General features: G+C 69.0%; 10 protein-coding genes. 8 read left to right on the plus strand and 2 right to left on the minus strand.

Going from position 1 to position 12,640, the window contains the following annotated elements; translation table 11 throughout:
• Window positions 1-93: 93 nt before the first annotated feature.
• Window positions 94-3,309 (plus strand): EAL domain-containing protein, encoded by a 3,216-nt coding sequence (locus EBL84_RS11700; RefSeq protein WP_123140983.1) that lies wholly within the window; start codon window positions 94-96, stop codon window positions 3,307-3,309.
• Window positions 3,310-3,402: 93 nt separating this feature from the next.
• Here EBL84_RS11700 and EBL84_RS11705 read toward each other — a convergent pair whose 3' ends face one another.
• Window positions 3,403-4,002: a fasciclin domain-containing protein gene (locus EBL84_RS11705; RefSeq protein ID WP_123140984.1), complete on the minus strand. Its 600-nt coding sequence runs from the start codon at window positions 4,000-4,002 to the stop codon at window positions 3,403-3,405.
• 244 nt (window positions 4,003-4,246) lie between these two features.
• Between EBL84_RS11705 and EBL84_RS11710 the strand changes: the two genes are divergently transcribed.
• Both EBL84_RS11710 and EBL84_RS11715 read left to right on the plus strand, forming a co-directional pair.
• Window positions 4,247-4,804, plus strand: coding sequence for a DUF1134 domain-containing protein (locus EBL84_RS11710; protein ID WP_223806141.1), 558 nt, complete (start codon window positions 4,247-4,249; stop codon window positions 4,802-4,804).
• 7 nt (window positions 4,805-4,811) lie between these two features.
• Window positions 4,812-5,798, plus strand: coding sequence for a metallophosphoesterase (locus EBL84_RS11715; protein ID WP_190287950.1), 987 nt, complete (start codon window positions 4,812-4,814; stop codon window positions 5,796-5,798).
• A gap of 9 nt (window positions 5,799-5,807) precedes the next feature.
• On the opposite strand, the gene EBL84_RS11720 is transcribed toward EBL84_RS11715, so the two are convergent.
• Window positions 5,808-6,284 carry a CDP-archaeol synthase gene (locus EBL84_RS11720; RefSeq protein WP_123141023.1) on the minus strand — a complete coding sequence of 159 codons (477 nt, stop codon included), beginning with the start codon at window positions 6,282-6,284 and terminating at the stop codon, window positions 5,808-5,810.
• Between the two features lie 120 nt (window positions 6,285-6,404).
• On the opposite strand from EBL84_RS11720, the gene cas3 reads away from it, so the two are divergent.
• The 5 genes from cas3 to cas7e all read left to right on the plus strand — a co-directional run bounded on the left by cas3 (window position 6,405) and on the right by cas7e (window position 12,634).
• Entirely contained in the window at window positions 6,405-9,020 is a 2,616-nt protein-coding gene (gene cas3 / locus EBL84_RS11725; RefSeq protein WP_190287951.1) for a CRISPR-associated helicase/endonuclease Cas3, read from the plus strand.
• A 325-nt stretch (window positions 9,021-9,345) separates the two neighbouring features.
• Window positions 9,346-9,468 carry a hypothetical protein gene (locus EBL84_RS17485; protein WP_255420157.1) on the plus strand — a complete coding sequence of 41 codons (123 nt, stop codon included), beginning with the start codon at window positions 9,346-9,348 and terminating at the stop codon, window positions 9,466-9,468.
• Between the two features lie 6 nt (window positions 9,469-9,474).
• Window positions 9,475-10,992, plus strand: a complete 1,518-nt coding sequence (gene casA, locus EBL84_RS11730; RefSeq protein WP_123140987.1) for a type I-E CRISPR-associated protein Cse1/CasA — start codon at window positions 9,475-9,477, stop codon at window positions 10,990-10,992.
• 35 nt (window positions 10,993-11,027) lie between these two features.
• A complete protein-coding gene (locus tag EBL84_RS11735; protein ID WP_123141024.1) occupies window positions 11,028-11,471 on the plus strand; it encodes a CRISPR-associated protein Cse2 in 444 nt (147 codons plus the stop codon).
• Window positions 11,468-12,634, plus strand: a complete 1,167-nt coding sequence (gene cas7e / locus EBL84_RS11740; RefSeq protein WP_123140988.1) for a type I-E CRISPR-associated protein Cas7/Cse4/CasC — start codon at window positions 11,468-11,470, stop codon at window positions 12,632-12,634. The genes EBL84_RS11735 and cas7e overlap by 4 nt, the downstream gene beginning before the upstream one ends.
• Window positions 12,635-12,640 lie beyond the last annotated feature (6 nt).

A 12,640-nucleotide genomic window follows, 5' to 3' on the forward strand; every position in this document is an offset into this window, starting at 1 on the left:
AACACGCGAACCCAGGCACCACGAGGCCTCACGGAGAGGGTGGCGCTGCCGCCGTGCCCGCACGCGCCAGGCCCCAACCGCGCGGAGACCCGGATGACGCCCAAGGACGCCACCACCAGTCACGGCCAGTTGCGCGAGCGCGCCCGCCAGATCCTGCGCGATGGCCGCCTCACCCCGGCGTTGATCGAACTCGATCAGGGCGGACTCGGGCTCGAGCAGCTCCTCGAGGAGCTGCATATCTATCATGCCGAACTCGAACTCCAGCAGCAGGCACTGCACGAGAGCCAGCACCTCAACGAGATCGCGCGCACCCGCTTCATGCGCTTTTACTACGAGCTGCCCATCCCGGTGCTGCAGGTCTCCGAGGACGGGCGCATCGGCGATCACAACGGCGCGGCCTCGCACCTGCTCAAGCTCGATCGTCGGCTGTTCACGCTGCTCGCCCACTCCAGACACCAGCCCTTCCTGCAGAGCGCGCTGCAGCGTGCGCTGCGCGAGGGCAAGGCCAGCTGCAGCGAGATCGCGCTGCGCGGCCGCGAGACCTGCCCGTTGCTCGCCGACCTGGTGCTGATCCGGCTGCCGATCCCCGAGAGCGACCGTTTCGAGTGCGTCTGCTGCATCATCGACCAGACCGAACGGATCGCCCAGCGCGATGCGCTGATCAGCGCCAACACCCGGCTGGCGGTCGCCGCCGAGGTCGTCGACGCCAGCACCACGGTAGCCTTTCGCTGGCGCCCCGAACCCGGCTGGCCGATCAGTTATGCCTCGCACAACGTGTGCCGCTGGGGCTATCCGCTCGAACGCATGCAGAGCGGCGAGCTGCAGTTCATCGAACTGGTCCACCCCGAGGACCGCGCCCGGGTCGATCAGGGCTTCAGCGACTATCTCAGCGCCACCGAGGCGGCCTTCAACCTGATCTATCGGGTGATCTGGGCCGACGGCTCGGTGCACTGGGTCGAGGAGGACACCAGCGTGGCGCGCGGCGCCGATGGGCAGGTGCTCTACTTCCAAGGCCTGGTGACCGATGTCACCGAACGCGAGCAGACCCAGCGCGCGCTACGCCGCCAGCTCCGTCTCCAGGGACTGCTCACCGAACTCTCGACGCTGTTCACCGAATCCCGCCACGACCAGCCCGACGCCTGCACGCTCGCCCAGGCGCTCGATCGTGTCGGACATTTCTTCGAGGTCGACCGCTGTCTGCTCTCGCACCTCGAGGACGCCCCCGAGGGCGGCACCCGCGCACGCTGCCTCCAGCAGTGGCGCAGCTCCGGCATCGCCGCCGCAGCGCAGTACCATCCCACGCCACTGCCCGCCGGCTTCGTTCCCGAACACCAGGCACGGCGCCCGGTCAGCCTGCCCGCGCGCGAACACCAGGCGCTCGGGGTCGAATTCGAGCGCCAGCTGCTCGAGCACCGCGGCATCCGCGCGCTGCTCGTCGCGCCGCTGCTCGACACCGACCAGCGCCCGGCGTTGCTCGAACTCGAGTGTCTCGCGCACCGGGTCTGGACCAACGACGAGGCGCAGACGCTCCAGCTCGTCGCCGAGACCCTCTCCAACCTGCGCGTGCGCCAGCACGCCCAGCGCGAGCTGTGCGCCAGCGAGACCCGTTATCGTCAGGTCACCTCGGTGGTGACGGACGTCGCCTACTCGGTGCTGCGCGCGGCAGACGACACCCCCTCGCTCGAGTGGATCACCGAGTCGATCACCACGCTCAGCGGCTACAGCGTCGAGGAGGTCCGCGCCCACGGCACCTGGCGCTTCCTGGTGATCGAGGACGACCAGGAGCTGTTCGTCTCGCGCATCCTCGAGCTGCCCATCGGCGCCAGCTCCACCTGCGAGCTGCGGCTGCGCCATCGCGACGGTACGCTGCGCTGGGTGCGCGCCACCACCGAGTGCTGCGCCGATCCGGCACAACCCGGCGCGCGCCGTCACTACGGCGGACTGATCAACATCAGCGACGAGAAGCAGCTGGCCTTCGTCTCGCACTACGACCCGCTCACCGGCCTGCCCAACCGCGCACTGATGCGCCAGCGCATCGAGCAGGCGCTGCAGATCGCCACCAAACGACGGCTGGGGGTCGCGCTGCTCTCGCTCGATCTCGACAACCTCAAGCAGGTCAACGACTCGCTCGGCCACCGCCTCGGCGATCAGGTGCTGCGCGAGGTCGCCCAGCGGTTGCTCGGGGTGCTCGGCAGCGACGACACCCTCGCGCGCTTCGGCGGCGACAACTTCATCTGGCTGGCCACCCGCAATCGCTCGGTGCAGGCCTCGGGAGAGCTTGCCGAGCGCATCCAGCAGGCACTGACCATGCCCTTCGTCATCGACGGGCACTCGCTGCTGATCAGCGCCTCGATCGGCATCGCCCTGCACCCCGATGACGCGCGCAGCACCGATGCGCTGATCAGCCACGCCGACGCCGCACTGCACACCGCCAAGGCCGAGGGACGCGGCGCCTACCGCTTCTTCACCCCGGCGCTCAACGAGCAGATGCACCAGCAGTTCCAGCTCGAACAGGATCTGCGTCACGGGCTCGAGCGCGAGCAGCTCTCGCTGCACTTCCAGCCCAGGGTCGACATGCGCACCGGGCGCATCCTCAGTCTCGAGGCGCTGGTGCGCTGGAACCATCCGCACCACGGCTGGATCCCGCCGGGACGCTTCATCCCGGTGGCCGAGGCGACCGGACTGATCCTGCAGATCGGTCCGCTGGTGCTGCGCCAGGCCTGCGGCCAGCTCGCACGCTGGCGCGAGGCGGGGATCGCGCCGGTGCCGATGGCGGTCAACCTCTCGGCCAACGAGCTCTACCAGGAGGCGCTCATCGAGTCCATCGACGGCATCGTCGACGCGTTCGCCATCCCGCCCGAGCTGCTCGAGTTCGAGATCACCGAGAGCGCCACCATGCGTTCGATCGACCGCGCCGTCGACATCCTCGCCGGGTTGCGCGAGCGTGGCTTCTCGATTGCGATCGACGACTTCGGCACCGGCTACGCCTCGCTCAACTATCTCAACCGCCTGCCGGTCAACGCGTTGAAGATCGACCGCTCCTTCCTCGCCGACATCGGCGCCGAGAGCGCCCGTCACGATCAGGCCGCGGCCATCGTCAAGGCGATCATCGGGCTCGGCAACAGTCTCGGTCTCGAGGGCATCGCCGAGGGCGTGGAGACCCGGCTGCAGCGCGACTTCCTGCTCCAGCACGGCTGTCACATCGCCCAGGGCTATCTCTACAGCCGCCCCCTGCCGGGCGCGAAGATCGAGCCGCTGTTGCAAGCCGGTCGTATCGCCCTGCCGACGCAAGCGGGGCTCGAGGACTGAACCAGCAACGACGAGGCCGCGACCAGATGGCCACGGCCTCGTCATCGGGCTCGGGAGAAGCGCCGCCCACGCGGCGGGCGGCGACGGGACGGGTCAGAGCAGCACGCGGTCGATCACGTGCACCACGCCGTTACGCGCGGCGATCGACTGCGAGACGGTGGCCTCGCCGACCTTGATCATCCCCGGCACGCTGATCGCGACGCGCTCGCCCGAGAGCGTCGGCGCGCTCTCGAGTTGCATCAGCTCGGTCGGACTCAGCCGCCCCGGCACCACGTGCGCGGCGATCACCTGATTGAGCCGCTCCTTGTCCGAGAGCAGCGCCTGGAGCTGATCGGCGGGGATGCGCGAGAAGGCCTCGTTGCTCGGCGCGAACACCGTGTAGGGACCACCCTCGGAGAACATCGCCTCGGCGCCGGCGGCCTCGATCGCCGCCTGCAGCTTGGTGAACACCCCGGAGCCCTCGGTGATGTCGGTGATCGACTTGTTCGAGGCATAGGACGGGCTGCGCAGACTGTCGTAATGGGCGAAACGATCGGTCGGGGTGGCGTTCTCCAGGCCGGCGCGGGCACGCTCCAAGGTCTCCTCGTCGGCGACCTTGCTGCCGATCGACAGCGCCGCCAGTGGGCCCACCGCGGCGGCGAGCACCAGGATGGCGGTCAGCGGGCTGATGGAGGTCACATTGTCGTTGCTCATGGCGCGAATCCTCTGGGCATGACTGAAAGAAACAGGATGGTCAGGCACAAGCCGTCGGCCTCCGTGCCGGGACGATACGGCTAATTTCCTACCTTCGCACTCAAGTATTAGTGCACTTCCAGAAAAGGCAAGCAAAACCCGATTCATTCCGCGGGTTCGTCGTGCGCCATACCAATCCGGCGCGACTTGACCCAGAATGGAGGGGCATCGACCACACCATCACCATGGGAGCCCGTTGATCATCATGCCCGCCCTGCCCCTTCGACTCGTCCTCTGCCTGCTCCTCGTCCTCGCCCCGGCGCTCGCCTCCGCCACCGAGCAGACCTACCGCCAGCAGGAGATCCTCGACAGCATCGAGACCTTCTTCGGCGACGGCGCCGAGAACCTCGGCACCGTGGTGCGCAAGGTCTTTCGCGAACAGGGCGAGCCCAACGGCTACATCACCGGCGAGGAGGTCGGCGCCGCGCTCGGCATCGGCGTGCGCTACGGCAAGGGACGGCTGTACATGAAAGACGGCTACACCCGTCCGGTCTACTGGCAGGGACCCTCGATCGGTCTCGACGTCGGCGCCAACGCCGCCAAGGTGTTCGTGCTGATCTATCGGCTGCCGAACCCCGACGCGCTGTTCCAGCGCTATCCCGGCGCCGAGGGCAGCCTCTACTTCGTCGGCGGGGTCGGGGTGAACTATCTGCAATCGGGCGATACCGTGCTCGCGCCGATCCGTTTCGGCGCCGGCTGGCGCCAGGGGGTGAGCGCCGGCTACATGGACTTCACCCGCAAGGCCCATCTCAACCCCTTCTGAGACCGCGATGCCAAGCGCCGCCCCCCGCACCGTCCAGCCACCCCCGGCGAGCACCGCCGGGACGCCGCTCGACGGGCTGCGCGCGCGGCTCGGGCGCACCCATCTGCGCCAGCGCCTGGGGCTCGAGCGCGATCATGAGGTGTTCGTGCTCAACCGCCCCGGCGCTCACTTCTTCTATCCCGAGAACTGGTACTCGGTGCACGGCGTCATCCGTCACTGTCTGCGCCTCAGCGGGCTCCACGGCCGCGCCCGGCGCAACGCCCGCCGTCACCGCATCGTCGAGCACGCGCTGGCGCTGCGCGGACTGCCGCCGGCCTTCGCCGGGCTGCGCATCCTCCAGCTCAGCGATCTGCACGTCGACATGGCCGCGGCGAACACCCACGCCATCGCCGCCGCCGTGCGCCGGCTCGACTACGACCTCTGCGTGCTCACCGGCGACTACCGCGCCCGCACCTTCGGCCCGATCACCGCGACGGTCGACGGCATGCGCGAGGTCCGCGAGGCGCTCAGCGGGCCGGTCTACGCCGTGCTCGGCAACCACGACAGCCTGCGTCTGGTGCCCGAACTCGAGTGCCTGGGCATCCGCTTCCTGCTCAACGAGACCGTCACCCTCGAGCGCGACGGCGCGCGACTGCACCTCGCCGGGGTCGACGACGCCCACTACTACCAGCTCCACAACCTCGACAAGGTCGCCGGTGCGATCCCCGAGGACGAGACCGCGATCCTCCTCTCCCACACCCCCGAGATCTATCGCCAGGCCGCCCACGCCGGCTTCGCCGCGATGCTCAGCGGTCACACCCACGGCGGCCAGATCTGTCTGCCCGGCGGCATCCCGCTGATCTGGGACGCCCGCTGCCCGCGCCGGCTCGCCGCCGGGCCCTGGCGCCACGGCACCCTCGTCGGCTACACCTCGGTCGGTGCCGGCACCTCGGTGGTCAACGCCCGGCTCAACTGCCCGCCCGAGATCACCATCCACGTCCTCCAGCCCGACTGAGCCCCCGGTTCAGCGTCGCCAGCGCCGCCACAACCGGGCGATCAGCGGGGTCAGCGCCAGATCGATCAGGGTGAACCCCGCGACCACCGCCGCCACCGTCGTCCAGCCACCGCCGAGCACCGCCACCGCGAGCAGCGCCGGCAACAGCGCCTCGGTGAACTGATCGAGCCCCGGTCGCGCCGCGCTCGACCGGTCCCCCAGCCGACGCTTGAGAAAGCTCGTCGCCAGATCCCCGGTCATCGCCGCCGCGGCCACCCCCAGCCCGAGCAGGGGCGAGACCCCCAGCGTCCAGGCCACCACGGGCGTGCTCGCCAGCGCCGTCCCCACCCCGCGCCAGGTCTTCGACGGCCCGAGCAGCGCCCGCCCGTCGCGCCAGCGCGCGCCGCCATCGAGCGCCCGACAACCCCGCCGCCCGAACACCAACCGCGCCATCACCGGCGCGCCATTGGCCCAGCTCACCAGCACCAGGATCGACAGCCACTCCATCTCGCCCTCCGCCTCCACCGCCTCTCGACACCCCACTTGGCCCGCGCCGCGCGCCTGCGCCATGATCGCACGCACCGGCAACGACGCCACGCCCACATGGCCACGCGAGGAGGCAGCATCATGGAGACGACGACACTCGACCACTACTGGGCCAAGGCCGACACCACCGCCGAGCACGACCCGCCCTGGCACCCCTTCGCCCATCACGCGCTCGACGTCTGTGCGGTCGCCGCCGAGCTGTGGGCGGCCTCACCCCGCACCCGGGCCGCCTTCGCCACGGCCTTCCCCGCAGAGCCCGACCCGGCACGCCGCCGCGCCTGGGTGCTCTACTTCATCGCCCTGCACGATCTCGGCAAGCTCCACGCCTGCTTCCAGTGCAAGGCCCCCGACGTCCTCCCCCTGAGCTGGCCGACGCTCACCGCGCGCCCGGCCAGCGGCTGCGGCAGGTTCGACCACGGACTCGTCGGCTATGCGCTCGGGCGCAAACTCGCCCCGACCGTACCGGGCCACCGCCGTGGCTGTCCTCACTGGCGCGACTGGCTCGGCGCCGTCACCGGCCATCACGGCGAGGTCTTCGACGACGAGCACCCCAAAGTCGAAGAGGCCAAGATCCTCCTCAACGGTTACGCCGACCCCGACATCGAGGTCCACGATCAAGCGGTCCGCCGTGACTGGCTGGCACAAGCGGCCAGCCTCTTTCTCGAACCACAGGGCATCGCCGCGGACGACTCGCCGCCGCCCTGCGGCGCCAGCGCCCGCGCCCTGCTTGCCGGCTTCTGCAGCCTGTGCGACTGGATCGGCTCGGACAGCGCCCACTTCCCCTATCACGCACCGGGCGAGCCCGCCGCGGACTATTGGCGATGCCGCCGCCAGCACATCCGCGATACCGGGCTCCTGCACCGGCTCGGCCTGCTCGGCGAGTCGCGGCCCTATCCGGGGCTCGCCGCCCTGCTGCGCGACGGCGAGCGCCCGCGCGGCGTACAGACCCTGATCGACGCATCACACGCGGCGCGCCCCGGCCTGACGCTGATCGAGGCCCCGACCGGCAGCGGCAAGACCGAGGCGGCCCTGGCGCTGGCCTGGCAACTCCTTGCCGCGGGCGAGGCCGAGACCATCGTCTTCGCCCTGCCCACCCAGGCCACCGCCAACGCCATGCTCGGGCGCTGCGCGGACTTCGCCCGCCACGCCTTCGATGACGCCAACCTGGTGCTCGCCCATGGCCACAGAGACCTCAACGTCCGGTTCCGCGCACTCGTCGAGCGCGGCACGCACAGCGCCGCCGACACCCAGCCCCCGGCCAGCGTGCAGTGCGCGCACTGGCTCGCCAGCAGCCGCAAGCGGGTCTTCCTCGGTCAGCTCGGGGTCTGCACCATCGACCAGGTGCTGCTCTCGGTGCTACCGGTGCGGCACAACTTCATCCGCGCCTTCGGTCTGCACCGCGCGGTGCTGATCGTCGACGAGATCCACGCCTACGACGCCTACATGCAGGGGCTGCTCGACGAGGTGCTGCGCCGCCAGCGCGCCACCGGCGGCAGCGCCATCCTGCTCTCGGCAACACTGCCGAGCCGAATCCGCGCGCGCCTGCTCGACACCTGGCGCGACACGCCCGCGACGGCCACGACGACGCCCGCCGTCTATCCCGCGTTGTGGCGCGACGACCGAACGACCCCCGACTGCCTGCCGGAGACCGAACAGCCCCCCGGCCGCACCGTCACCCTCGAACTCTGGCGCGACCCCGGGCTACGCCCAGACGCGACGAGGATCGAGGCGCTGATCGAGGCCGCGCGCCAAGGCGCACGGGTCGGAGTGGTGATGAATCTGGTCGACGATGCCCAGTGGCTCGCGCAGCAACTGCGCGATCGGGACGCGGTGCCGGTCGATCTGTTCCACGCCCGGTTGCGTCGGCGCGATCGCCAGGACATCGAGCAGCGGGTGCTCGAGCGCTATGGTCGCGACGCCGCCGAGCACGGCGGGCGCATCCTCGTCGCCACCCAGGTGATCGAGCAGAGCCTCGACCTCGACCTCGATTGGCTGATCACCCAACTCTGCCCGGTCGACCTGCTGCTCCAGCGCATCGGTCGCTTGCATCGACATCAGCGCGCCAGACCGACAGGTTTCGAGACCCCTCGATGCAACGTGCTCGCGCCGCCCGAGGGCACCGAGGACTACGGGCCGCATCAGTTAATCTACGGCGATGCCCGGCTGCTGTGGCGCACCGAGCGGCTAATCCGCGAGCGGAGCGAGGCACACTTTCCCGCGGCCTATCGCGACTGGATCGAGACGGTCTATGACGACCGCCCCCAGGACGACGAACCGGACGCCATCTATGGCTGCCACTGTGGCTGGCGCAACGCGCAGCACGCCGCGAACGACAAGGCGATCCAGCTGACACGGCTCAACCAGACCCAATTCCGCGACAACGACGAGCCGGCCCGCGCCCTCACCCGCGACGGCGAACTGGGTGTCGACGTGCTGTTGCTCGATGGCGCCGGACACACGCTCGAAGGCGAGTCCCTGCCCGCCGCCACCGATCCGGCGTGGGAGGAAGCGCGACTGCTGAACACCTGCCCGGCGCCGAGCAGTTGGAAGAAAACGACGCTGGCCGACTGCCCGTGCGACGAGCACGGCCTGGTCCCGCTCCACATGGAGACGATCGGCCCTGGCCGCTGGCGCTGCCCACGGAGCGGGCTGATCTACGACACCCGGCTCGGGCTCTCGCGCCAAGACATCGGTTAGACAGGGGGAAGTAGGCGGGCTGTGGGATCCAGTCACTCCCGGATCCCGCAGTACGCCGAAGCCCCGCTGGCGCGGGGAACGTCACGACCGACAGATCTTCAGGACATCAAATCGCGGTTCATCCCCTAGGTCTAGGGGAAGCGAAAGATTGTAGCAGCTCTTAAGAGCCCCCCACGACAACAAGCACGCATCAGCTAGCCGTAATCCCTCTTTACTAGAAAGGTCTTTCTAGAATTTATAGAACATCTAATCGCTTGACCAACTAAGAAACACACCTACAATGATGGGGAACGCTCTTCTCAATTCACAGACCAGGAAAGACACCGTGATCCAGATCAAGGAGCTTGTCATCACGCTCGACCCCGTTTCCCCCATCACCGTTCTAGCCTTAGCAGTCATCCTCTGCATCCTGCTAGCGACGATTGTACTGAAAGTACTAAAGGGCTGAGTTCAAATGGATTTACTCCAATCCCCCTGGATCCCGGTACGTGACCACCACGGCACCGGCGACTTCCGTCTCCTCACCTACCGCGAACTCCTCTGCGAGCCGGGCGCTTGGCGGCTGAGCCTGCCGCGCGACGACCTGGAGCTGGCCGCGCTGCAACTGCTGGTGTGCCTGACCCAGGCGCTGTTCACGCCCGAGGACGACGAGGCCCTGTTCGACCTGCTCGACCAACCGCTCGACCCCGCCGCGTTCGAGCACGCCATTGCCGAGGTCCTCGACTGGTTCCAGCTCGACCACCCGACCCAGCCCTTCATGCAGACCCGAGGGGTCAGCGCCAAGGAGGTCACGCCGATCCAGAAGCTGTTGATCGGGCTGCCCGAGGGCAACAACCACGCCTTCTTCAACGCCCCCGGCGAAGTCCGGGCGCTCAGCGCACCGATCGCGGCCATCGCCCTGTTCCACCAGGCCTCCAACTGTCCCAGCTTCGGCGGCGGCTTCCAGGGCAGCCTGCGCGGCGGGGCGCCGATCACCGTGCTGGTCGATGCCGCCGATCTGCGCCTCCAGGTCTGGTCCAACGTGCTCACCCGGCCGCGGCTACAGCGGCTGCTGCCCGGCTGGCAACCAGACCACGCCCGCGATCGCCCGACCTGGGTCGAGCCGATTGCCGCGCAGTCGACCATCCAGTGGAACCAGATCGGGGTGGTGCGCGGGCTGCTCTGGCAACCGGCGCACGTTGAGCTGGTCGCGACCGAACCCGGTCCCTGCGACCTGCTCGGCATCGACGCCGGGCCGCGTTATCTCGGCTTCCGCAAGGAGAAGTTCAAGTTCACCGTCGACGGGCTGTGGCCGCACCCGCACGGCGCCGTCGAGACCCGCGCGAAGGCGGGCAAGCTGGAGCAGCGGTTCACCTCCTTCACCACCACCGCGCCGGCCTGGACCCGACTGGGCGAGCTGGCGATCGCGCGGCAATCGGCCAAGGGCGAGGGCGCGCGCCCGCCGCTCACCGTCACCCAGTTCGGCGCGCTGGAGGAGGAGGCACCCTTGCGTCTGCTCGTCGGCGGCTATCGCAACAAGCAGGCGTCGGTGCTGGAGCGGCGACACGAGCTCATCACCCTGGGCGTCGGATGGAACGCGGTCGACACCCGGCTGCACCAGTTGGTCGAGCTCGGGCTGCGGGCGAAGGGCGCACTACAGAACGCGCTCCGCTTCGCCGCGCAGGGCAAGCAGAAGAAGGGCAGCCACCACAAGGAGCTGCCCGGACTCGGCAACCCCGCCCTGCCCTCGATCGCCGAGCAGCGCTTCTACAGCCGCACCGAGCCAATGATCCTCGACACCCTCGCCGACCCGACCACCTTCACCGACTGGCGCAACGCCCGGCTGCGCTACATCGATCGGCTGGCGCGGGACTGCCGCCCCCTGTTCGCGCAACTCACCGATCCCTATGCCCACAACCCGGCGCTGATCCCGATCATCGCCTGGTCCAGACGCATCCTCGAACGCGACCTCAAGCACCTTCGGGAGGAATGATGGCCAAGGACACCCAATCGCAAGACGACGACCAAATGCAGGACTTCCGCGACCTCCACGCGCGCCACGCCGCCCTGCCCAACGGACTGCAGGCCGAACTGCGCCGGGTCGATCACCCCGACACCCTGCGTGACTGCGCCGGGCTCTACCGGCTGTTCCCGGGCGCGCGGCCCACGGCTCAACAACTGCGACAGGCCTTCCTGCTGCCCTGGTGCAGGGAGGTCGAGAGCGAGCAACCACTCGCCCGACGCTGCGCCGAGCACATCCACGAGCGGCGCATCATCCAGATGGCCCGCGACACCGCGCCACAGGACCTGATCGCCTTCCGCCGGCTGCTGATCCACCTGCACAGTCAGGCCCCGGTCGGCTGGCTGGAGGTCGCCAGACTCGCCCAGTTCTGGGGCGACCGGTGTAAGCGCCGCTTCGTCGAAGACTTCTATCTCAACCTCTATTCGCTCGATCAAGGAGATGCCGCATGAGCCGCCCGAACTTCGTCAACCTCCACGTCCTCATCTCGCACAGCCCATCGTGTCTCAACCGCGACGACATGGGGCAGCAGAAGACGGCCATCTTCGGCGGCAAGACCCGGATGCGCATCTCCAGCCAGTCGCTCAAGCGCGCCTTCCGCTTCAGCGACACCTACCGCCAGGCGTTCAGCCGCTCGACCCGCACCCGCCGTCTGCTCGACCAGTTGGTCGCCGACCTCGACCCGGATTCTGGCATCGACGCCGCGGCTTTCGAGCAGTGCGCCCTCTATGTCGCCGCGATCTTCGAGGGCAAGACCAAGGAGGCCGAGATCCAGAGGTACGCGCGCGCCAAGAGCGGTCACATCGAGACCCAGATCATCCCCTTCTCCAGCCACGAGATCGAGGCCATCGGCGGCCTGCTGCGCGAGGCCGCCGCGCTGGCGACGGAGAAGGCACGCATCACCCATCTCAAGCAGGCGGTCAAGGAGCTCGAGCAGCGCCTGCGCCACCAGCTCGACCTCGATGTCGCACTCTCCGGGCGGATGGCCAACTCCGAGCTGATCCACGGTGTCGACGGCGCCCTGGCCGTCGCCCACGCCCTCACCACCCACACCGTCGAGCCGCAGGACATCGACTGGTTCACCGCCGTCGACGACCTCACCCAGGACGCCGGCGAGAGCGGCGCCGGGCACCTCAACGTGCAACAGTTCTCGGCGGGCGTCTTCTACCGCTACGCCAGCCTCAACCTGCGCCAACTGCAGTACAACCTCGGCCTGCTCGACACCATCGACGCCCCCGAGACCGCCGCGGGCCGCGCCCGCGCGCTCGCCATCGCCGCCCATGTGCTGCAACTTATGACCACCGTGGTGCCGGAGGCCAAGCAGCAGTCCTTCGCCGCCCACAACATCGCCGACTGCGCCCTGGTCAGCCTCGCCGACCAACCGATCTCGCTGGCCAACGCCTTCGAGACCCCCGTCGCCAAGGATCGCGAGGGCGGCTATCTGCGCCCGTCGATAGAGACCATGCTCGACTACTGGCGGCGACTCAACCGCGCCTATGGACTCAATGAGACGGCGCGCGTCTTCAGCCTCGACGCCGCCACCGGCGAGACCCCGCCGCACCTCGACACCCTGCCCGCGCTCCAGACCTGGCTGCGCGAGGACGGCCACAGCTGAGGACAC

The organism is Marichromatium sp. AB31 (genome assembly GCF_003718685.1).
Taxonomy (GTDB): Bacteria; Pseudomonadota; Gammaproteobacteria; order Chromatiales; family Chromatiaceae; genus Marichromatium; species Marichromatium gracile.

Coding starts and splice junctions, on each gene's coding strand:
- EBL84_RS11700 (WP_123140983.1), top strand. CDS start 94: ATGACGCCCAAGGACGCCACCACCAGTCACGGCCAGTTGCGCGAGCGC.
- EBL84_RS11705 (WP_123140984.1), bottom strand. CDS start 4,002: ATGAGCAACGACAATGTGACCTCCATCAGCCCGCTGACCGCCATCCTG.
- EBL84_RS11710 (WP_223806141.1), top strand. CDS start 4,247: ATGCCCGCCCTGCCCCTTCGACTCGTCCTCTGCCTGCTCCTCGTCCTC.
- EBL84_RS11715 (WP_190287950.1), top strand. CDS start 4,812: ATGCCAAGCGCCGCCCCCCGCACCGTCCAGCCACCCCCGGCGAGCACC.
- EBL84_RS11720 (WP_123141023.1), bottom strand. CDS start 6,284: ATGGAGTGGCTGTCGATCCTGGTGCTGGTGAGCTGGGCCAATGGCGCG.
- cas3 (WP_190287951.1), top strand. CDS start 6,405: ATGGAGACGACGACACTCGACCACTACTGGGCCAAGGCCGACACCACC.
- casA (WP_123140987.1), top strand. CDS start 9,475: ATGGATTTACTCCAATCCCCCTGGATCCCGGTACGTGACCACCACGGC.
- EBL84_RS11735 (WP_123141024.1), top strand. CDS start 11,028: ATGCAGGACTTCCGCGACCTCCACGCGCGCCACGCCGCCCTGCCCAAC.
- cas7e (WP_123140988.1), top strand. CDS start 11,468: ATGAGCCGCCCGAACTTCGTCAACCTCCACGTCCTCATCTCGCACAGC.